Annotated in this window: 15 protein-coding genes and 1 tRNA gene; 7 read left to right on the top strand and 9 right to left on the bottom strand. The window is 58.9% G+C overall.

From position 1 onward, the window contains the following. A partial coding sequence (locus tag K8W16_RS04695) for a Sua5/YciO/YrdC/YwlC family protein (RefSeq protein ID WP_304121556.1) occupies positions 1–1,706 on the bottom strand: 1,706 nt, incomplete at its 3' end. Positions 1,707–1,975: 269 nt separating this feature from the next. On the opposite strand from K8W16_RS04695, the gene K8W16_RS04690 reads away from it, so the two are divergent. The 3 genes from K8W16_RS04690 to K8W16_RS04680 all read left to right on the top strand — a co-directional run bounded on the left by K8W16_RS04690 (position 1,976) and on the right by K8W16_RS04680 (position 5,009). Next, positions 1,976–3,625: an AMP-binding protein gene (locus K8W16_RS04690; RefSeq protein WP_304121554.1), complete on the top strand. Its 1,650-nt coding sequence runs from the start codon at positions 1,976–1,978 to the stop codon at positions 3,623–3,625. Continuing rightward, positions 3,615–4,550 carry an SAM-dependent methyltransferase gene (locus K8W16_RS04685; protein ID WP_304121553.1) on the top strand — a complete coding sequence of 312 codons (936 nt, stop codon included), beginning with the start codon at positions 3,615–3,617 and terminating at the stop codon, positions 4,548–4,550. The genes K8W16_RS04690 and K8W16_RS04685 overlap by 11 nt, the downstream gene beginning before the upstream one ends. A gap of 183 nt (positions 4,551–4,733) precedes the next feature. Continuing rightward, complete coding sequence (locus K8W16_RS04680; protein WP_077072119.1) at positions 4,734–5,009, top strand: HU family DNA-binding protein; 276 nt, start codon at positions 4,734–4,736, stop codon at positions 5,007–5,009. A gap of 455 nt (positions 5,010–5,464) precedes the next feature. Here K8W16_RS04680 and K8W16_RS04675 read toward each other — a convergent pair whose 3' ends face one another. The 5 genes from K8W16_RS04675 to ffh all read right to left on the bottom strand — a co-directional run bounded on the left by K8W16_RS04675 (position 5,465) and on the right by ffh (position 12,127). Next, positions 5,465–6,157: a FadR/GntR family transcriptional regulator gene (locus K8W16_RS04675; RefSeq protein WP_304121550.1), complete on the bottom strand. Its 693-nt coding sequence runs from the start codon at positions 6,155–6,157 to the stop codon at positions 5,465–5,467. 454 nt (positions 6,158–6,611) lie between these two features. Continuing rightward, positions 6,612–8,270 (bottom strand): dihydroxy-acid dehydratase, encoded by a 1,659-nt coding sequence (gene ilvD, locus K8W16_RS04670; RefSeq protein ID WP_304121548.1) that lies wholly within the window; start codon positions 8,268–8,270, stop codon positions 6,612–6,614. A gap of 216 nt (positions 8,271–8,486) precedes the next feature. Then, a complete protein-coding gene (locus K8W16_RS04665; RefSeq protein WP_304121546.1) occupies positions 8,487–9,854 on the bottom strand; it encodes an MATE family efflux transporter in 1,368 nt (455 codons plus the stop codon). Positions 9,855–10,344: 490 nt separating this feature from the next. Continuing rightward, positions 10,345–10,584: a 30S ribosomal protein S16 gene (gene rpsP / locus K8W16_RS04660; RefSeq protein ID WP_077072122.1), complete on the bottom strand. Its 240-nt coding sequence runs from the start codon at positions 10,582–10,584 to the stop codon at positions 10,345–10,347. 31 nt (positions 10,585–10,615) lie between these two features. Next, positions 10,616–12,127, bottom strand: coding sequence for a signal recognition particle protein (ffh, locus tag K8W16_RS04655; RefSeq protein ID WP_304121545.1), 1,512 nt, complete (start codon positions 12,125–12,127; stop codon positions 10,616–10,618). A gap of 177 nt (positions 12,128–12,304) precedes the next feature. Between ffh and selB the strand changes: the two genes are divergently transcribed. The 3 genes from selB to K8W16_RS04640 all read left to right on the top strand — a co-directional run bounded on the left by selB (position 12,305) and on the right by K8W16_RS04640 (position 15,905). Next, positions 12,305–14,221, top strand: a complete 1,917-nt coding sequence (selB, locus tag K8W16_RS04650) for a selenocysteine-specific translation elongation factor (protein ID WP_304121544.1) — start codon at positions 12,305–12,307, stop codon at positions 14,219–14,221. Position 14,222: 1 nt separating this feature from the next. Beyond that, positions 14,223–14,741 (top strand): 3'-5' exonuclease, encoded by a 519-nt coding sequence (locus K8W16_RS04645; protein ID WP_304121542.1) that lies wholly within the window; start codon positions 14,223–14,225, stop codon positions 14,739–14,741. 78 nt (positions 14,742–14,819) lie between these two features. Further along, a complete protein-coding gene (locus K8W16_RS04640; protein WP_304121541.1) occupies positions 14,820–15,905 on the top strand; it encodes a YIP1 family protein in 1,086 nt (361 codons plus the stop codon). Between the two features lie 342 nt (positions 15,906–16,247). On the opposite strand, the gene mltG is transcribed toward K8W16_RS04640, so the two are convergent. Genes mltG through K8W16_RS04625 form a run of 3 tightly spaced genes read right to left on the bottom strand, consistent with a single transcriptional unit; the run spans position 16,248 to position 18,338 of the window. Further along, positions 16,248–17,393, bottom strand: a complete 1,146-nt coding sequence (gene mltG / locus K8W16_RS04635; RefSeq protein WP_304121539.1) for an endolytic transglycosylase MltG — start codon at positions 17,391–17,393, stop codon at positions 16,248–16,250. Then, positions 17,390–17,818, bottom strand: a complete 429-nt coding sequence (gene ruvX, locus K8W16_RS04630) for a Holliday junction resolvase RuvX (RefSeq protein ID WP_304121537.1) — start codon at positions 17,816–17,818, stop codon at positions 17,390–17,392. Before ruvX ends, mltG begins: the two co-directional genes overlap by 4 nt. A 4-nt stretch (positions 17,819–17,822) precedes the next feature. After that, on the bottom strand, positions 17,823–18,338 hold the full coding sequence (locus tag K8W16_RS04625; protein WP_304121535.1) for a phosphatidylglycerophosphatase A: 516 nt from the start codon (positions 18,336–18,338) through the stop codon (positions 17,823–17,825). A 155-nt stretch (positions 18,339–18,493) separates the two neighbouring features. Between K8W16_RS04625 and K8W16_RS04620 the strand changes: the two genes are divergently transcribed. Next, a tRNA-Leu gene (locus K8W16_RS04620) sits at positions 18,494–18,580 on the top strand. Positions 18,581–19,114: the final 534 nt, after the last annotated feature.

Below are 19,114 nucleotides of genomic sequence, written 5' to 3'. Positions count from 1 at the left end.
CCGTCCAGCGCGAGGCCGAGCACCGGTTCATTCAGGCTGTGTTCCGCCATGACGGCGCAGACGTGCGCCGCATGATGCTGGAGCGTGACTTGTCGGAGGCCGTATTGTTGCGAGAATCTTTCCGCAAGGCGGCTTGAGAGGTAATCGGGGTGCAGGTCGCGCACCACAAGGCAGGGCTCCACTTCCAGAAGGTTTTGCAGGTGGCGCAGCGTCTCCTCAAAAAAGGCGAGGTTTTCCGTCAGGCTCACGTTGCCGATGTGCTGGCTTACAAAAGCCTCTTCCCCCCGGGTGAGGCAGAATGTGTGCTTGAGCTCGGCCCCGGCGGCGAATACGCAGTCCTTTGCCCTGCGGGAGGCTCTCGGAGGAAGTTTCTGCGGGGAGGGGACAAAGCCCCGTGCTCTTCGCACCATGAGTTCCGGAACGGGAGAAAGGCCGTGTCCTCCCGGCTGTTCTTCGGCGGGAAACACCACGGAATCATCCACGCGCACAAGGATATCCCGGTCGTGAAAAAGAAAAAGGTCGGCCATGGAGCCGAGGCGCTTTTTTGCCTCTCGGTTGCCGAGGCATATCGGCGCGCCGTGCGGGTTGCCCGAAGTCATGACCAGGGCTTGCGGGACGTCTTCCTTTTTTCCTCCTGCCCATTCAGGATGGAAGAGAAGGTAATGGAGCGGTGTGGAAGGCAACATGAGGCCGATGCTTGCGGTATCTGGCGCGAGAATGTCGGGCAGAAGTCCGGCATTTTTTTCTTCGGAGGAGGCCTTTTTGCGCGGGCAGATGACGATGGGGCGCGCGGGGGAGGTGAGCAGTACGCGCGCGTCTTCGCTTATGCGGGCGAAACGGGAGGCACTTTCCTCATCCGCCACCATGACGGCAAGGGCCTTGTGCGGCCTTGCCTTACGGCGGCGGAGTTCGGCGACGGCCTGAGCGTTCTGCGCATCGCAGGCGAGGTGGAATCCCCCGAGGCCCCGTATGGCGGCGATACGTCCCTCTTTCAGCGCGATAAGGAGGGCCGGTATGGCGGCATTGCCCATGCACGCGTTTCCGGTAAGGCCGTAGCGTTCCTTTCTTTCTGCGTGCATGGGGAAGGGGGTGTGTTCCGGCCATGGAGCGGCCGGGGAGTTGTCCGCCGTCTCCAGCCAGAGCATAGGGCCGCAGTCCGGACAGGCGTTGGGCTGGGCGTGGAAGCGCCGGTCGAGAGGGTTGTGGTATTCTTCAGCGCAGGGCGCGCACAGGGGGAAGCAGGCCATGCTGGTTGCCGGCCTGTCGTAGGGGATGGAGCGCGTGATGGTGTAGCGCGGCCCGCAGTTCGTGCAGTTGGTGAAGGCGTAGCCGAAGCGGCGGTTTCCCGGGGTTGCCATGTCGGCAAGACATTCTTCGCAGGGGGCCACGTCGGGGCTGACCAGTACGCTGTGGCCCCGGTGTCCTCCGCCCGAGCTTTGTTCAATATGGAAGGCTTCTTCGTCCGGCAGGGGTGCTGCCTCGCTCCGCGAGAGGGATGCGATACGCGCAAGGGGCGGCAGATGCTCGGGAAATCGCGCGAAGGCGGCAAGCGGCTCCTCATCCCCCTGCACCTCGATGCGCACTCCTTCGGGAGTGTTGCCCACAAAGCCCGTGAGGTGAAGCTTCACGGCTTCCCTGTAGATGAAAGGCCGAAAACCCACTCCTTGAACCTGTCCGGTGAGAATATATATGTGCCTTGCCTTCATGCTTCCTCCGGCCGGAAGTATAGCCCCCGTTGCCGCTAAAGGAAAGCTCCGGCCCTTCCCGGCAGGGGCGGGGCCGCTTTTTCCCTTGAGAATGAGTCGGCAATAACATAGGATCATGGCTCTGGAATCCGCCGGGAGAGGATACTCCGCAAAAAACGGAGCGGCGGATTCCGCCGGGGAACTTCCCTATCGAAGTTTGCTCCTATGGCGGAGGCTGTCCGGCCGTCCGGCCTGCGGTCCCGGAATTTCCGCGTGTAAAGGAACGGAATATGTCAGAATTTATGTTGCAGGAACGCACTCTCGGCCAAATGCTGGACGAAACCGTCAGGCGTTTTCCTGATCGTGAGGCCCTTGTGTATGTAGGGCACGATTACCGGCAGACCTGGAGCGAGTTTGCCGATACTGTGGACAGGCTGGGACGGGGCCTGATGGCGCTGGGCGTCAAGCCCGGCGAGAAAATAGCCCTCTGGGCCACCAATGTGCCGAACTGGGTGTCGCTCATGTTCGCGGCCTCCCGCATCGGGGCCACGCTTCTGGCGGTGAACACCAATTACCGCGACAGTGAGCTTGAATATCTTATCCGTCAGTCCGAATGTGAAAATTTCTTCTGCATCGACGGATTTCTTGATTACGACTATGTGTCGGCCCTGTACCGGGTCATTCCCAATCTCAAGGATCAGCACGAGGGAGAGCTGCACTGCGAAAAGTTCCCCTATCTGCGCCGCGTCATGAGCCTGAAGGATATTCCGCATCCGGGCGTCCTGCCTCTTTCTGCGATCCTGAACCGGGCCGAAGAAATCTCCGATGAGGAATACGAGGCCCGCAAGGCGGGGGTGAAGCCCTACGATGTGGTGAATATGCAGTACACTTCCGGAACCACCGGTTTTCCCAAGGGCGTTATGCTCACCCACGTGGGCATAGGCAACAACGGTTGGTGCGTGGGCGAGCGCGAAGAGCTCACGGAAGAGGATCGTGTCATCATTCCCTTGCCGCTTTTCCACTGTCTGGGCTGTGTGGTGGGCGTCCTGGCCTGTGTGAGCCACGGTTCCACTATGGTCATTACGGAGACCTTTTCTCCTGAAAGGGTCATGGCAGCCATTCAGGATGAAAAATGCACCGGTGTGTACGGCGTGCCGTCCACCTATATCTCCATGCTTGGCCACCGCCGCTTCAGCCAGTACGATTTTTCGAGCCTGCGCTTCGGACTCATGAGCGGCTCGGTATGCCCGGAACCGCTCATCCGGCAGGTCATGGAAGCCATGAACCTGAAGGCCGTGGTCATCCCCTACGGCCTTACCGAGTGCTCCCCCGTCATTACCATGACGGGCATCACGGAAAGCGACGATCACCGTTGTCGCTCCGTAGGGAGAGTCCTGGGCGGTATAGAAGTGGAATTGCGCGATCCGGTAACGAAGAAGCCCGTGCCCGGCGGCACACAGGGGGAAATCTGCTGCCGGGGCTACAATGTGATGAAGGGCTATTTCAATATGCCCGAAGCCACGGCGGAAACTATCGACAAGAACGGCTGGCTGCATACCGGCGATCTCGGCGTGATGGACGAGGAGGGTTACCTTCGCATCACAGGCCGCATTAAGGATATGATCGTGCGCGGCGGCGAAAATATCTACCCTCGCGAAATCGAGGAATTTCTGCTGGAAATGGAGTCCGTTCGCGACGTGCAGGTGCTCGGTATTCCCTCCCGCCGCTACGGCGAGGATGTGGCGGCCTTCCTTATCCCCTGTGAAGGATGCAGTGTAAGGCCGGAGGATGTGCGCGACTTCTGCCGCGGGCGCGTAGCCTGGCACAAAATTCCGCGCTATGTTGCCGTGGTGGAGGAGTTCCCCAAAACGGCCAACGGCAAGGTGCAGAAATACAAGCTGCGCGAAATGGCCGCGGAGCTGTTCCCCAATGTCAAGTAAGCCGCTCATCGCGTATGTGGCGGCGAAGGGCTTCGAGCAGGATCTTCTGGAAGAACTTGCCCTTCACCATGTGCACGTTGTCGAGGTGAAGGGCAATCTTGTGCTTGCCGAAGGCCTGTTTCCTTCCGCATGGGCGCAGAACATCTGGCTTGAGCCTTTTTTCCAGCCTATTGCCTCTGTGGGCGAGGCCGTGCGCGTGCTCAAATCCATACAGAGGAACTGGAAGCTGCACCCCGTGGACTTCCACCGTCGCGCCGCACTCATCGAGGCGCAGCTTCCTCCGGTGAAGGCAAGGCCGCTCGTATTCGGGCAGAAGGCCCCGTCCTCTCCTCTGGGAGCGTGGACGCTGTGGGATCACGACACGCTGCTTGTTTCCGCAAAGTGTTCTTCTGCCTTTCCCGACGGAGAAGTGCGCTTTGAGGAAGACCGCGTGAACCCGCCGAGCCGTGCCTATCTCAAGCTGTGGGAGACCTTCACGCTTTTTGACTGCTTTCCGCAGGCGGGCGAGCTCTGTGTGGATCTGGGCTCTGCGCCCGGAGGCTGGACGTGGGTTCTCGCAAGCTTGGGCGCGAAGGTGTTCAGCATCGACAAGTCGCCCATAGAAAAGCGCGTGGCGGCCATGAAGGGCGTGGATCATTGTCTGGGCAGCGGCTTCGGTCTGGAGCCGCAGACGGCAGGCTATGTGGACTGGCTTTTTTCCGACATGGCCTGTTACCCGGAGAGGCTTCTCGGCACGGTGAAACAATGGCTGGAAGCCGGGGCCGCAGGGAATTTCGTGTGCACCATCAAGCTCCAGGGAGCGACCGATCATGCTGTGGTGCAGGCCTTCCGCGACATTCCCGGTTCGCGAGTCGTGCATCTTTCGTGCAACAAGCACGAACTGACATGGGTGAATACTAAGGCCCGTCGGGAAGGCGGCAAGTAGTTTCCCAAGGCTTGCGGCGCTTGTGTTTTCGGCTTTGGGGCATGATGGAGAAGGGATGAGTCGAAAGGCTTTTTCATAAAAATCTTCTCAGGTTAGCAGAGCTAAGCTTGACATGCGGGGATTCTCATTCTACTGAAAAGTGACTCAGTGAAAGAGTCAAAAAATTCTTGGGAGAGTGAAACCATGACGAAAGCTGAACTGGTCGAGAAGATCTACGCCAAGAGCGGCCTTGAGACGAAAGTAAAATCGGAAGCAGCGCTGGACGCTGTGATTTCCGCCATCTCCGAGTGCCTCGCTTCCGGCGATTCCATCACCTTGATGGGCTTTGGCAGCTTCAAGGTTGTCAAGCGCGCGCCGCGTACCGGGCGTAACCCTCGCACCAATGAGAAGATTGAAATCCCCGCCTGCTCCGTTGTGAAGTTCCTTCCCGGTAAGGCGCTCAAGGATGCTATCAAGTAACTCTGCCCGAAAGGGGTTATGGAACAGGCTGCCCGCGTACATGCGGGCAGCCTGTTTTTTTAGGCACGTCATTTCATGGAAAAAGTAGTGCGGAGGCGGAAGCGGAGGGAATCCCTGAAATAAGGGAAAAAAGGATGCGTTTTCGCCGTGTGAGAACAGAACAGGTAACCAATCCTCCATTTCTTTATTTCAGCTGTTCGGCAGAAAGCAGGGCATGGCGGGGTATGTTGTCTTGGAAAAGGCGGTAGTTGCAGCCGCAGATCACGGACTGGCCGTTGGCGGCGGCAGCACCTGGAGCGCTCTTTTCGTGCCTGGCGAAAACGGCGCGGAGGAAGATCCGCGGAAGGAGAGTGGATGCATGGGGCGGGCAATGTTTTTCCAGCGTCGTTTTTCCGCAACAGTGTGCCGGCCGTTGCTTTTGCATGGCCTGCGTTTTACCGATGGGGAGTAGTCGGTTACGCCGGTGAAGAGTCTTTCTTCAGTCCAAGCTGTTCTATGGCGTGCAGAATATGGATACGCATTGCATTACGCGCGCCTTCCGCGTTTCTGTTTTTCATAAAGTTCATCAGCATCCTGTGATCGGAAATCGTGTCTTCCTCAACAAGGTCTTTCTTTGCCGAGAGCGTCACGCCCTTATTGATTGCCTCCTGAATGACGGGCATGAGTTCATTCATGAAGGCATTGTGCGTGGCTTTTGCAATGGAACGGTGAAAAGCCTGCTCTTCAAGCGTTCTGTCCTTATGTGCCCGTATGAGTTGTTCGATGTTTTCGCCAAGGGCCATAATACGCTGCAGTTCGCTCTCCGTTGCGCGCAAGGTGGCATAGTATGCCGCTTCGGGCTCAAAAATCAGCCGCATTTCATACAGATCATCGGCGTTGACTTTTGCGGAAGCCAGGGGCGAAAGCTCCGCCATCGGATGCGCGGCAAAATCCTCTCTGACAAAGGTGCCTTTTCCTCTCCGGATTTCCACAATATTGCCGGCCGCCAGAATCCTGACGGCTTCTCTCAATGTGGTTCTACTGACGCCGAGCTCTTCAGACAAATCATTTTCATTCGGCAGCTTGTCTCCCGCGGCAAACCTTTTCTCTATGGTAATCATGGAGAAAATGGCATCGGCGACAGTATCGGAAAGTCTTTTTTCTTCCATGGCACCTTTCTCCGGTATGAAAACAGGGAATCCGGCCTGCACATGCAGGCTGTCGCCTCGGCGAAGGCGCGTCGTTCGCAACTGTCTGAATTTTATGGCAGCAAAGAACTAATTATGTAGTTTATAACAATAAAAGAGAGCTCTTTTACTGTCAAGCCGCAGCGCTTTCCGCATGATTTGTTCAGGCGCTATTATGCCGCATCCACGGCAATGCCCATCCGTGTCATGTCGTGTCGTTGCCGGGGAAAAGAGAAAGCCGCGCGGTCCGAAAGGGGCCGTACGGCTTTGCCGGAAGTTGTGCGTGTTTTATGGACGGGAAGTCAAAGGAAAAACATTACGGCATCGGGAAAGCGTCGCGGTACACGCGGGCGCTCTCCATGTTTTCTCGCATCCCGGGCGGAGCGCCATGGGAAGATAGCATGGCGTTGCAGATGAGGCCGCCTGTCTGCAAACCTCATTCCAGTACGGCTCCGCGGCAGCCTGAGGACACCAGTTTTGCATATCGTGCCAGGTATCCCTGCGTGACTTTCGGCGCAAACGGTGCGGACTGCTCCCTACGCCTTTCCCACTCTTCCCGGGAGACCAGGACCTCTATCCTGTGCCCGGGAATATCTATTTCGATGAGGTCTCCTTCCTCCACCAGAGCGATGTTCCCTCCCGCTGCCGCTTCCGGCGAGACATGCCCAATGGCCGCCCCGCGGGTTGCGCCGGAAAACCTGCCGTCGGTGATAAGTGCGACGCTGTCTCCCAGGCCGCTTCCCATGAGGGCTGATGTGGGATTGAGCATTTCCCGCATACCGGGCCCGCCCTTCGGCCCTTCATAGCGGATGACGACGACTTCGCCGGCATGGATATCCCCCGCGTATATGGCGGCAAGGGCGGCCTCTTCGCCGTTGAATACCCGGGCCCGTCCTCTGTGCTGCATCATGTTTGCCGCGACGGCGGCACGCTTGACGACGCATCCTTCCGGCGCGAGATTCCCTTTGAGGACGGCTATTCCTCCCGTCGCGCTGTAGGGATTGTCGATACTCCTGATGATATCATGGTCTTTGACTTCGCCTTCCGCCGCGAGTTCGCCGATAGTCTTTCCGCTGCATGTCGCAGAGTCCGTATGCAAGAGGCCGGCCCGGGCGAGTTCGTGCATGACGGCCGGTATGCCGCCCGCCCTGTGCAGGTCTTCCATATAGTGGCGCCCTGAGGGGGCGAGACGGCAGAGCGTCGGCGTTGTTTCCGATATCCCGTTCGCAGTTTCCAGATCCAGGGCCAGGCCGCACTCATGCGCCACTGCGGGAAGATGAAGCAGCGTGTTGGTTGAGCCGCCCAGGGCCATGTCCACCGTCAGCGCATTGAGAAAAGCCTGCCTGGTCATGATATCCCTCGGCCTGACGTTACGTCTGACCAGTTCCATGATACGCCTGCCGGCTTCTTTCGCCAGGCGGAGCCTTTGCGCATAGACGGCGGGAGTCGTGCCGTTGCCGCTCAGGGCCATGCCCAGAACCTCGGTGAGGCAGTTCATGGTGTTGGCGGTAAACATGCCGGAGCAGCAGCCGCAGGTCGGGCAGGCGGCCTTTTCGCGGGCGGAAAGGGCGTCGGCCTGCATCCTGCCGCTCTTACAGGCGCTTACCGCTTCGGAGATATCGGAGTAGCTTATTTTCCTCCCTTCCTCCTCTCCCGCGAGCATGGGGCCGCCGCTGATGAAGAGAGAGGGAAGGTTGAGCCGTGCCGCCGCCATCAGTAAGCCGGGAACATTCTTATCGCAGTTGGGGATGAATATCAGCCCGTCAAAAGGATGCGCCGTGGCCATGGCTTCCGTGGAATCGGCAATGAGCTCCCGCGTCACCAGGGAAAACTTCATGCCGTCATGCCCCATGGCAATACCGTCACAGACGGCAATGGCGGGAAAAACAAAGGGGATGCCGCCGGCCTGCGCCACGCCCTGCTTTACCGCTTCCGTGATCGTATCAAGATGCATGTGCCCGGGAACAATGTCGTTGCGGGAACTGACGATGCCGATGAACGGGTGCTCCAGATCCTTTTCCGTTATTCCCAGGGCATAGAGCAGCGCTCTCTGCGGAGCGGCGGATATCCCTTTTTTGATGATATCGCTTCTCATGCTCGCCTCCTTTGTTTGTTGTGGCGCTCATCGTAGTGCCGTACGATGTATTATGTCAATATAGTTGTCTGCTCTCTATGGCGTGAGGGTCCCTCCGGGTATCGTTCGAGCGCTTCTGTCCGGGAATATGCCGTCTTTGCTGAAAAAAGCGCCGGCGGGGGAAACGCCGGCGCGAAGACGGGCATGCGAGGCCGCCCGAACCCGTTGCAGGAGCGGCTATCGCCCTATTTTCTTTTTCATTCCTTCCACGGAAAGGTGTTCCAGTTTATGGATGCGTATGAGGTAGAGGAGCCCTGCCGCACTGAGGCCGAAAATGAGCGCTATCCAGAAGCCCAGCACTCCCAGGGGCTCTGACGTGAGAATGTCGGTCATACACAGTACCCAGCCAAGGGGCAGGCTTATGATCCAGTAGGCGATGAAGGATATGCAGAAAATGGCCTGCGTGTCGTTCCAGCCGCGCAGGGCGCAGAGCGTGTTGGTCTGCACGCCGTCGGGGAACTGATAGAACACTTCGCAGATGAGGAGCAGGCTGGCCATTTGAATGACGGCGGCATCGTCGTTATACAGGGCGGCGACGGGGTACCGGATCAGATAAATGAGCACAGCCAGCACGCAGGCCATGGCAATGGTGATGGTGAGCGCGGTGAGCCGAACGCGTCTGGCCCCGGCAATGTCGCCCGCGCCGAGCAGTGTGCCTATGCGGATAGTAGAGGCCGCACCTATGGAAAAAGGGCACATCCATACGAAGGCGCTTACATTGATGGCTATCTGATGCCCGGCCACGGAGGTGACGCCGAGAGGCGAGATGATGAGGGCGATGAGCGCGAAGGCTGCCGTTTCGTTGAGCATGGCAAAGGCCCCCGGAAGGCCGATGCGCACCATGCGCCTCAAAATGGCGGGGGAGGGCTTTTCCACGGCAAGGGCCGCCCTGTCGGTATGCCGCACGAAGAACATCATGGACGCGGCCATGAACCAGAAGAGAATGGCCGTGGCCAGGCCGCAGCCTGCGGCGCCCATGGCGGGCAGGCCGAACTTGCCGAACACGAAGATGATGTTGAGCGGCACGTTGAGCGCCAGCCCCACGAAACCCGCCACCATGGCGGGGCGCGTCCTGCCGTGCCCTTCCAGAAAACAGCGCTGCACGACAAAGAGCATGAGCGCGGGCACGCCGAAGAGTACGGCGAAGAGGTATTCCGAGGTCTTTTTCGCCAGCAGAGGGTCCATCCTGCCCCAGAAGGTGATGGTAGAGCTTATGGTGAAGAAGATGCCCATGAGCAGGGCGGATATGGCGAGGGCCAGCCACAGGCCCTGACGCAGAAAATGCCTGCTCTTCATTCTGTTGCCCGCGCCGAGGGCCTGCGCCACAAGCGGCGTGATGGCCATGATGAGCCCCTGCCCGAACATGATGCCGGGAATCCAGAACGAGGTTGCCACGGCCACGGCGGCCATGTCCACGGAGCTGGAGCGTCCGGCCACGACGGTGTCGACAAAGGACATGGCTATCTGCGCTATCTGGCCGAGAAAAACGGGAACGGCGAGGAGGGCGAGATTGCGCGCCTCCTGCCGGCTGAAATGCCTGAACATGATGCTCCTCCCTGGGGGAGAGGAGGTCTTGCGGGGAAGAGAAGCGCGGCTCGGCATCGGCCGGCTTCCCTGTTTCGAACCTCATCCCTTCTGACAGGTCAATGGTTGAAGAGGGCGCACAAAGCACGGTTTGACGCGCGCCCGTGAAAAAGAACGGGGAAACGTATGCGCCCGGGAGTCCGCCTTGCCGGCCTCCGGCGTGGCGAGGCCCGCAGACCGCGGAAGCGCCCGGATATGCGGGCCGCTTTCTGCCTCCGCGCGGATACTGAGGGAAAGCGTTCCTGGCCGCGGGGGTGCTTTTATGCCGGATGCGGGGCGTACTCCCCGGCAGGCCCCGGTCTGCGGCATGGAAACTCCCTGCCGGACTTTTCCTTCGCCACGGCGGCGAGAAGTACCTCCTGCGCATGCAGGGCGGCAGTCCGGTGTTTAAACTCGAAAACCCGTCCGCCGCCGAAGCGGGAGACGGGATCGAGCCTTTGCCGGAAAGACCTTACTTGCCCAGCTTCTTGAGGAGGGTACGCACGGTGTCGGACAGTTCGGCGCCCTTGCCGACCCAGGCCTGGAGCTTGTCGTTGTCGATGCTCAGGGTACCGGGGTTGGTGTTGGGGTTGTAGTAGCCCAGAAATTCCAGCGGGCGGCCGTCGCGGCGGCTGTCGCTGTTGATGGCCACGATGCGGTAGAAGGGGCGCTTCTTGGAACCAGAGCGGGTCATTCTCACTTTAACGGACATATCTCACTCCTGATAGGGATAGGCAGCGGGGCTACCTTTTTTTGTTTTTGCGTTTCTGCTTGTCGCGTTTCTTCTTGGTAGCGGATTTCCCGCTGCCAGGTATTCCGGGCACGCCGCCGGGAAGGCCCGGCATGCCGCCCATTCCAGGCAGTCCGCCCATGCCGGGCAGACCACCCAAGCCCGGCATGCCGCCCATGCCGCCCAGGCGGTTCATCATGCCCTGGGGAATACGGGGCGTGCGCCTGCCGGGCTGCATCATGGACTGCATCATTTTTTTCATCTGCTCAAACTGGCGCAGGAGCATGTTCACATCCTGCACCTGCGTGCCGGAACCCTTCGCAATGCGGGCTCTGCGGCTGCCGTTGATGATATCGGGGTTGCGGCGCTCCTGACTGGTCATGGAGTTCAGGATAGCTTCCGTCTTGTTCAGCTCCTTTTCATGCCCGCTCATGTCCCCGAGCTTGCCGGCGAGGCCGCCGAGGCCGGGGATCATCTTCATAAGGGATTCCAGGGAACCGAGCTTGCGCATGTGGCGCATCTGGGTACGGAAGTCCTCCAGGTCGAATTTGGCCTTCTGCATCTTTCTGGCGAGGGCTTCGGCCTCTTCGGCTTCCATTTCGCTCTGCGCCTTCTCAAGCAGGGTGAGCACGTCGCCCATGCCGAGGATGCGGCCCGCAACGCGGTCGGGATGGAAGACTTCCATTTCGGAAAGCTTTTCACCCATACCGACAAATTTTACCGGTGCGCCCGTGACGGATTTGATGGAGAGAGCAGCGCCGCCTCTGGCGTCGCCGTCCATCTTGGTGAGGACCACACCCGTGATGCCGAGATGGTCGTTGAACGACTCGGCCACGGTAACGGCGTCCTGACCGGTCATGGCGTCGGCCACGAACAGGATTTCCTGCGGATGCACGGCCCCCTTGATGGAGACAAGCTCCTGCATCAGGGGCTCGTCCACATGGAGGCGGCCGGCCGTGTCGATAATGACTACGGTGCACTGCCGGGCCTTTGCATCTTCCACTGCCGCGCGGGCGATATCCACGGGGTTCATGTCCACGGTGGAATCGAAGCAGGGAATGTCGAGCTGCTTTGCCAGCGTGCGGAGCTGGTCGATAGCGGCGGGGCGGTACACGTCGGCGGGGACGAGGTAGGGACGCATTTTCTGCTTGCGCAGAAGCAGGGCCAGCTTGCCCGAAGACGTGGTTTTACCCGAGCCCTGAAGGCCGGTCATGAGGATGATCGCAGGCTGCGCGCCCTGAAGTTTCAAGCCGGTGTCTTCACCGCCGAGCAGCTTGACGAGCTCGTCGTGCACCACCTGTATGACCTGCTGCGCAGGAGTGACGCCCTTCATGACCTGCACGCCGAGCGCGGCCTCGCGCACGCGATCCACGAACTCCTTGACGATCTTGAAGTTCACGTCGGCTTCAAGAAGCGCGAGGCGTACTTCACGCAGAGCGTCCTGGATGTTGGATTCCGTGAGCTGGGCGCGGCCGCTGAGATTGCGGAATACGCCGGAGAGTCGGTCTGTCAGGCTTTCAAACATCGTCTTTCCTGTTCTTATGACTTGGAACTAAGAACCGTTACGCAACTTTCCTCCGCAAGTCAAGTTTAACTTGGGTAAAGCGCCGCCCATGTCCGCTTCACATGCTCTTGCCTCTTGCTCTTGAGGGCGGGGGCGGGTATCGTATGCCTTTCCCAGGAATGTTTTTCAGGAGCCGTCATGTCTGTCATCATGGGAACCGCCGGGCACATCGACCACGGCAAGACCTCGCTTATCAGGGCGCTTACGGGTATAGATTGCGACCGCCTCGGCGAAGAAAAGCGCCGCGGTATCACCATTGAACTGGGCTTTGCCTATGTCGACCTTCCGGGCGGCGAACGCATGGGCATTGTAGACATGCCCGGCCATGAGCGTTTCGTGCGCACCATGGTGGCCGGGGCCTCCGGCATCGACTTCGTGCTGCTCGTCATTTCCGCCGATGAGGGCGTCATGCCGCAGACGCGCGAGCACCTGGAAATATGCACGCTTTTAGGCGTGCGGCACGGCATTGTGGCGCTGACCAAAATCGACATGGTGGATGCCGAGATGCTGGAGCTTGCCACCGAGGACGTGCGGGACTTTTTACGGGGTACCTTTCTGGAAGGCGCGCCCATTTTCCCCGTCTCTTCCGTGTCCGGGGAGGGGCTTGACGCGCTTCGCGCCGCCATGGCCGAGCAGAGCCGCCGTCAGCCCCGCCGTCGTTCCGACCTGTTTCGGCTCCCGGTGGACCGTGTGTTCTCCCTCAAAGGGCATGGTACCGTCGTTACGGGTACTCTTGTTTCCGGTTCCGCCTCCTGCGGGGATGAGGTGGAGCTTCTGCCGAGCGGCAGGCGTTCCCACATCCGCAGCATACAGAGCCACGGCGAGGGGCAGGAAAGGGCCGAGGCCGGGCACCGCATTTCCCTGAACCTGCACGGCCTTTCTGTGGAAGACATAAGCCGCGGCGACGTGGTCACCCATGTGGGGGCCATGAAGAATTCCCGGCGCTGGATCGTGGAGCTCACCTGTCTAAAATCTTCCCCGCGCGGGCTTCGTCACAGGGGCGAGATCCATTTCCATCACAGTGCGCGGGAACTTGCGGCCCGCCTGTATTTTTACGACCGCGACCGCCTGGAACCCGGGGATACGGCCCTGGCGGAAGCGCATTTTTCCGAACCCGTGGCCGGCGTCTTCGCCGACCGCTGCATCGTGCGGGCCTTTTCGCCCCTGCGTACCGTGGCGGGCGGCTCCATCCTCTATCCTCTGGACACGGCCCCGCGCCGCAGCCACATAAGTGAAGCCATGCGGGAGAGGCTGCTTTCCCTGCCCGAGGCCGACGCGGAAACGCGCATATCCGTGCAGCTGGAGCTTGCCGGGCGCTTCGGGGCCACGCTTTCCGATCTTTCTATCCTCACCGACCTCGGCGGAAAGGCGCTTGAGAAACAGATTCAGGCCATGTCGGGCAAGGGCGGGGCTTTCTGCTGGGACAAGGATGCCAGGTGCTGGATTTCCCCCGTATGGCTGGACAAGCTTATGGAGCGCGCCCTTGCCGCCACACAGGTTTTCCATACAAAGAACCCGCTGCAGCAGGGCATGGCCAAGGGCGTCATACTCGCGGGCATGGGAGCGGGCGTTCCGCCCAAGCTTGCGCATTATGTGCTGGAGAGGCTCCTTCGTTCGGGCAAACTCATTGCCGAGGGCGAGCTTCTGCGTCTGCCGGGGCACAAAGTTTCCCTGGCGGACGACCAGCAGGCTTTGAAGGAAACCCTTTTCAAGGCGCATCTTGCCACGCCTCTCATGCCGCCCAACCATACCGAGCTCTTCGCGGAACTCGGCATCAGCGCAAGGCAGGCGCAGCCTATTTTCAAGCTGCTTGTTGCAGAGGGCGCGCTCGTGAAAATCAAGGAAGACCTTTACTACCTCTCTTCCGTCATGGAGGAGCTTCGGCAGAAAGTGCGGGATTTCCTTCTCGCCCACAGCGAAATAACGCCGGGGGATTTCCGCGACCTTTCGGGCATATCGCGCAAAAACGGCATTGCCCTGCTTGAACACTTCGACAAGGAGCAGCTCACCATGCGCGTGGGCGACAAGAGAGTGCTGCGCGGCAGGAGCGCGTGATATGGCGGCAGTGGTGGCCCTGGATTTTGAAACAGCCGACAAGTATGCCGACAGCGCCTGCGCTCTCGGCATGGTGCGCATGGAGGGCGGGCAGGTGGCGGACACTTGGTACCGCCTCATACGGCCGCCCCGCCCCCGCGTGTATTTTACCGAAATACACGGGCTGACCTGGGACATGCTGAAAGGCGAGAGAAGCTTTGTCGAGCTGTGGCCGGAAATCTCGACCTTCCTGCGGGACGCCGGGCTTCTGGTGGCGCATAACGCGAGCTTCGACCGGCGGGTGCTCTACGGATGCTGCCGGGCCTTCGGCCTCTGCCCCCCTTCCGTGCCCTTTGTCTGCACGGTGAAGGGATCGCGCCGGATGCTTCGCCTGCCTCATCACCGGCTGAACGATGTTTGCGCCTATCTCGGGCTGGAGCTCAACCATCATAACGCCGCTTCCGACGCCATGGCTGCGGCGCGGATCTACCTGCATCTGCGTTCCCTCGGCATGATGGATGAGGAGATGATGCTTCCCTGAGGAAAGAGGCGCGTTGCGCCTTGCCCTTGCCCGGCGGCAGGCCTATAGTGGAAAAAGTGAAGATGCTGTGAGGTTGCCATGATTATTGAATGTCCTTCCTGCCGTTTCCGTCGCGACGTGCCCACGGCCTCCATCCGGCCCGGCAAGAAATATAAAGTGACCTGCCCGCGCTGTTCCAGCGTATTCCATTTCTCGCTGCCGGAGGAAGAGATGCCGCCCGAGGCTCAGGCCGTGGAAAGCGCCGTTTCCTCCCGTGAGGGGGCTCCCGCCGTCCCCGCGCATGAAGATGCCTCTGTGAAGGAGCCGCAGGCCCCGGTACCGCATCTTTCCACGGAGCAGGAAGGGGACGATCCCCTTCCCCCCGGCGCTCAGATTCCCGAGTTCGGCAAAAAGGAGCCTGTCGAACGCAAGGAGGATGAGCCCGAGGAAAAAAAGGCCCCTCACAGGCCTTCCGGGTTCTGGGAGCACTGGCAGAGCATACGGGAACATGTGCGCGAGTATGACGAGGGGCGGGAGGAATCTTCTTCCCGAAGTGACGGCCGCCCCGACGGCGCTCCTTGGGAAAGCCCGGAATATTACGGTTTCTGGGGCAGCTTTTCGCGCACGCTTCTCGGAGTGCTCTTCCATGCGCCGGATTTCTTCCGCCATGTGCGTTGCAACTTTTCCGTCATTCGTCCCATACTCTTTTTTGTGCTTTTGAGCCTTTTTCAGATGCTTGCCTCCCGCTTGTGGTCCATGAAGTTCCTCAAGGAGCTGACTACCACGGCCACGGATCCGCAGGTGCTGGCCATGGCGGAAACTCTTATGCAGAGTATGAACCTGCCGCTCATGCTTTTGATCACGCCGTTCTTTTCCATTTTCCAGGCCGTGATACTGGCCGGGCTTTATCATCTCATGATCCGCATGGTGCAGCCCGACAGGGCTGATTTTGCCACTACGCTGCGCGTGGTGTGCTACAGTGCAGCTCCGCTGGTATTGTGTATCGTGCCCATGGTGGGGAGCTTCATCGCCTCCGTCTGGTTCGCAGCCGCATCTTTTATCGGCTGCAAGTTTGCTCTGCGTCTCTCCTGGGTGCGTACGGTGCTGGCGCTTCTCCCCCTGTATATTCTGGAATTTGCGCTGGTTTCTCAAATTCCCGCCTTCATGGCAGGCATGGGACAATAGAAAGGACTGTGAAAAGGGGAAATATAAGGGCGGATTCGGAAGAATCCGCCCTTATGTTTCCGTCTTGTGATCAAGAGACTTGCTGGAGTCAAAGAAGGCAGGGCGTGCGGATCTGCCCTGTACCCGGAGCCTTACAGAGTAAAGAAGCCCAAGGCTTTCAACACGATTAGGCAAAGTCCGACCATGAAAAGGCAGGCTACGGTGTAAGCAAGGTGGAAGAAAAGTTTCATCTTGTGGCCGTGTTTTTGTGGAAAATATATTGAGGTCTGATCGGGAGCGGCCGGGGCCGCTTTTCCTTTGACTTCGAGGCTGGACCAGGCTGCCGGAACATGCGCCTGTGTGTTATTTTTTGTTACGCCTCAGGGCTGCCCGGTACTCGCGTACGGCGCGGTTATGTTCGGCTAGGGTTTTGGAAAAGGTATGCCCCCTGTCGCGCCCCGTGGCTACGAAATAGAGGTACTCATGCTTTTCGGGGTTGATGGCGGCCTTGAGCGCCGAAGTCCCGAAGGAGCAGATGGGGCCGGGGGGGAGCCCCGGGTTCTGATAGGTATTATAGCGGTTGTGTTCGTTTTCCAGGTGTTTTTTTAAAAGCGGTCCTTCAAAGGCCCGCCCCAGTCCGTAGATGACGGTGGGATCGGCCTGAAGGAGCATATCGCGTTTCAGGCGGTTGACGTATACGCCCGCTACGCGGGCGCGTTCTTCAGGGAGGCCGGTTTCCTTTTCCACAATGGAGGCGAGGATGACCAGTTTTTTGAGTTCCTGAGAAGGGGGGCGCTTTTTATCCGGCCAGAGACTGTCCGCCCGTTTCCAAAACATTTCCACCAGGCGGTTGGCCACGGCGCGGGCTGCCTCTCTGTTCATTTCGCGCGGGCGCGGCAACAGATAGGTTTCCGGGAAGAGAAAACCCTCGGCGGAATCGAAGGGTATACCCCAGTGGCGGAGAAATTCCGGATCGTGGATGACGGAAGTGAAGTCCGAAGCCTTGCAGAAGCCACCCTCCTCCACCAGCCGGGCTACATCCCACCATGGCAGGCCTTCACGTATGGTCAGGCGGTAGAGCATGGTCTTGCCGGAAACCAGCATGTCCAGCACCTTTTCCGGCAGCCATCCGGTATGTACCAGGAAGCGACCGGCCTGAAGGCTGCGGCTTTTCTCCTTATACATTGTCAGAAGCTGGAAACGGAGGGAATTTGTGACGACGCCTTTCTTTTGCAGCATATCCGCCACCTGAGCCAGAGTCATGCCCGGCTCTATGTCTACAATGAGGCTTGTGCCCGGTGTTTCCGGCGCGGTATCGAGGAAGGAGCGGGCGTCGTGCCACACATAGAGGCCTGCACAGAGCATGAGCAGGAAAACGAGAAGAAAGATATTGCGCAGCATGTGCCCTTTTTTTTTCACAGGGGAAGGCTGCGAGTCTTGCCCTGTTTCCGGCTGAGGCTGCGTGTTTTCTTTCTCTTCAGGCGTGGGGGAGGGGTGTTCCTGGCTCATGCCCGCAATCTCCTTTCTTCCGGCTGGTTGAGGAAGCTTTCAAGAATGAGGACGGCGGCCTGTTGATCCACCACCTTTTTCACATCCCTGTATCCCATGCCGAAATCGTAAAGTTCATGTTCTGCGGCCGCGCTGCTCAGGACTTCATTCATCCAGTAGACAGGCAGAGCCGTGCGGCGTTTCAGCGATTCCACGAAGTGCCGCACCTGCACCGTAGTGAGGCACTCCGTACCGTCGGTATGCAGGGGAAGCCCTACTACGACAGCTTCCGCCTTCTCTTCGTCCAGAAGAGCCAGAAGAGCGGCAAAGAAGGTCGCTTTGGTTTCCCTTTTCAGGGTACAGCGGGGGAAGGCGAAGTTCCCGTCCATATCGGAGACGGCAATGCCCACACGCTTGAGCCCGTAGTCTATGGCAAGATATTTCATGACATTACAAGGTAAGCACACCGGGGAAGACAAGGTTGATGATTGCCATGACGACGCTTACGCACAAAAGCGCCCAGATGCCTGCCAGAACGTCGTCGATCATGATGCCCCAGCCCGCAGGCAGCCAGCTTTCCGAAGCGTGTACGGGCCAGGGCTTCAGGATATCGAAAAGGCGGAAGAAAAAGAAGGGAACCAGAAGAAAGATGATATCCTTTCCCGTGGAGTCCAAGGAGAAGGCGCTGAGGCCGAGCATGGCTATCCACTGCCCCACGAGCTCATCAATGACCACGCAGCCCGGATCCTGCCGGTTCAGCAGTATTTCCGCGCGTGAGGATGCGAGAGCGCCAGCCACGAACAGGAACGCCAGAACCGCAAGGCGCCACGGCAGGGAAAGGGGGAGATATACGAAGGGGGCTATGATGAGGGCAAGGAAGGATCCCGCCGTGCCGGGAGCCCAGGGGGAAAGGCCGGCCGGGCCGAGACGGGAAAAATGCAGAACCGCTTTATCGAAAAAAGTCATGGCAGCTCCTGAAAGGCCGAAGTTTGGTTTCAGGATAGAAGCTCCCGCCGCTCTTGGCAAGAGGAGGCGGGAGCATCGGTAAAGGGCGTTTTAGCCGGAAGGAAGGCCAAGGTTTTCCTTGAGTTCTTTTGCCTGTGCTGATACGAAAGAGGCGTGCCCGGGTGGCGAAACTGGTATACGCAAGGGACTTAAAATCCCTCGCCCGCGAGGGCTTGCGGGTTCGAGCCCCGCACCGGGTACCACTTTACATATGATCATAAGCAAGGCCATGTTTTTACATGGTCTTTTTTGTTTATGGAAAGATGATTCCATAAAAGCCGCTGGAGCGTATGCTTGTACTACTCTACCGGAACGAATTTTCGTAATGGACTCTGATTGTTTGTTTATTTTTATCCAGCCCTACGGGGGGGACGGGCATACGGTCAAAACGGCGTCAGCACACAGGAGGGGGCCGTTACATCCGGTTTTGATGAATGAGCGGTGTTTGGGTAAAATCATCGCCACAGGATACGCAGAATACAGGAAATTCGTATTTCCCATATCAATACATCCCGACAGATACGCGATTCTGTTTCAACAAATTTCTATGAAAATAAATTAGTTCTTGCCTATTTTTCTGCACGGATCAAATTATTAAAATAAAATTGTATCACATGGTAATACAATCGCATAATTATATAATAACAAAGGAGTCTCTCAGGGATGATGGGTATGAAGGGGTTCCCCGGGCCGCGCATGCTTTCTCATTGCTCAGGTACGGATACCTTCCCCGTTGC

This window comes from Mailhella massiliensis (genome assembly GCF_020741395.1).
Lineage (GTDB): Bacteria > Desulfobacterota > Desulfovibrionia > Desulfovibrionales > Desulfovibrionaceae > Mailhella > Mailhella massiliensis_A.
This window is presented reverse-complemented; position numbering and strand designations above follow the sequence as displayed.

Bases quoted from the DNA above. Each gene is read 5' to 3' on its own strand.
- K8W16_RS04690 (WP_304121554.1), top strand. From the start codon at position 1,976: ATGTCAGAATTTATGTTGCAGGAACGCACTCTCGGCCAAATGCTGGAC.
- K8W16_RS04685 (WP_304121553.1), top strand. From the start codon at position 3,615: ATGTCAAGTAAGCCGCTCATCGCGTATGTGGCGGCGAAGGGCTTCGAG.
- K8W16_RS04680 (WP_077072119.1), top strand. From the start codon at position 4,734: ATGACGAAAGCTGAACTGGTCGAGAAGATCTACGCCAAGAGCGGCCTT.
- K8W16_RS04675 (WP_304121550.1), bottom strand. From the start codon at position 6,157: ATGGAAGAAAAAAGACTTTCCGATACTGTCGCCGATGCCATTTTCTCC.
- ilvD (WP_304121548.1), bottom strand. From the start codon at position 8,270: ATGAGAAGCGATATCATCAAAAAAGGGATATCCGCCGCTCCGCAGAGA.
- K8W16_RS04665 (WP_304121546.1), bottom strand. From the start codon at position 9,854: ATGTTCAGGCATTTCAGCCGGCAGGAGGCGCGCAATCTCGCCCTCCTC.
- rpsP (WP_077072122.1), bottom strand. From the start codon at position 10,584: ATGTCCGTTAAAGTGAGAATGACCCGCTCTGGTTCCAAGAAGCGCCCC.
- ffh (WP_304121545.1), bottom strand. From the start codon at position 12,127: ATGTTTGAAAGCCTGACAGACCGACTCTCCGGCGTATTCCGCAATCTC.
- selB (WP_304121544.1), top strand. From the start codon at position 12,305: ATGTCTGTCATCATGGGAACCGCCGGGCACATCGACCACGGCAAGACC.
- K8W16_RS04645 (WP_304121542.1), top strand. From the start codon at position 14,223: ATGGCGGCAGTGGTGGCCCTGGATTTTGAAACAGCCGACAAGTATGCC.
- K8W16_RS04640 (WP_304121541.1), top strand. From the start codon at position 14,820: ATGATTATTGAATGTCCTTCCTGCCGTTTCCGTCGCGACGTGCCCACG.
- mltG (WP_304121539.1), bottom strand. From the start codon at position 17,393: ATGAGCCAGGAACACCCCTCCCCCACGCCTGAAGAGAAAGAAAACACG.
- ruvX (WP_304121537.1), bottom strand. From the start codon at position 17,818: ATGAAATATCTTGCCATAGACTACGGGCTCAAGCGTGTGGGCATTGCC.
- K8W16_RS04625 (WP_304121535.1), bottom strand. From the start codon at position 18,338: ATGACTTTTTTCGATAAAGCGGTTCTGCATTTTTCCCGTCTCGGCCCG.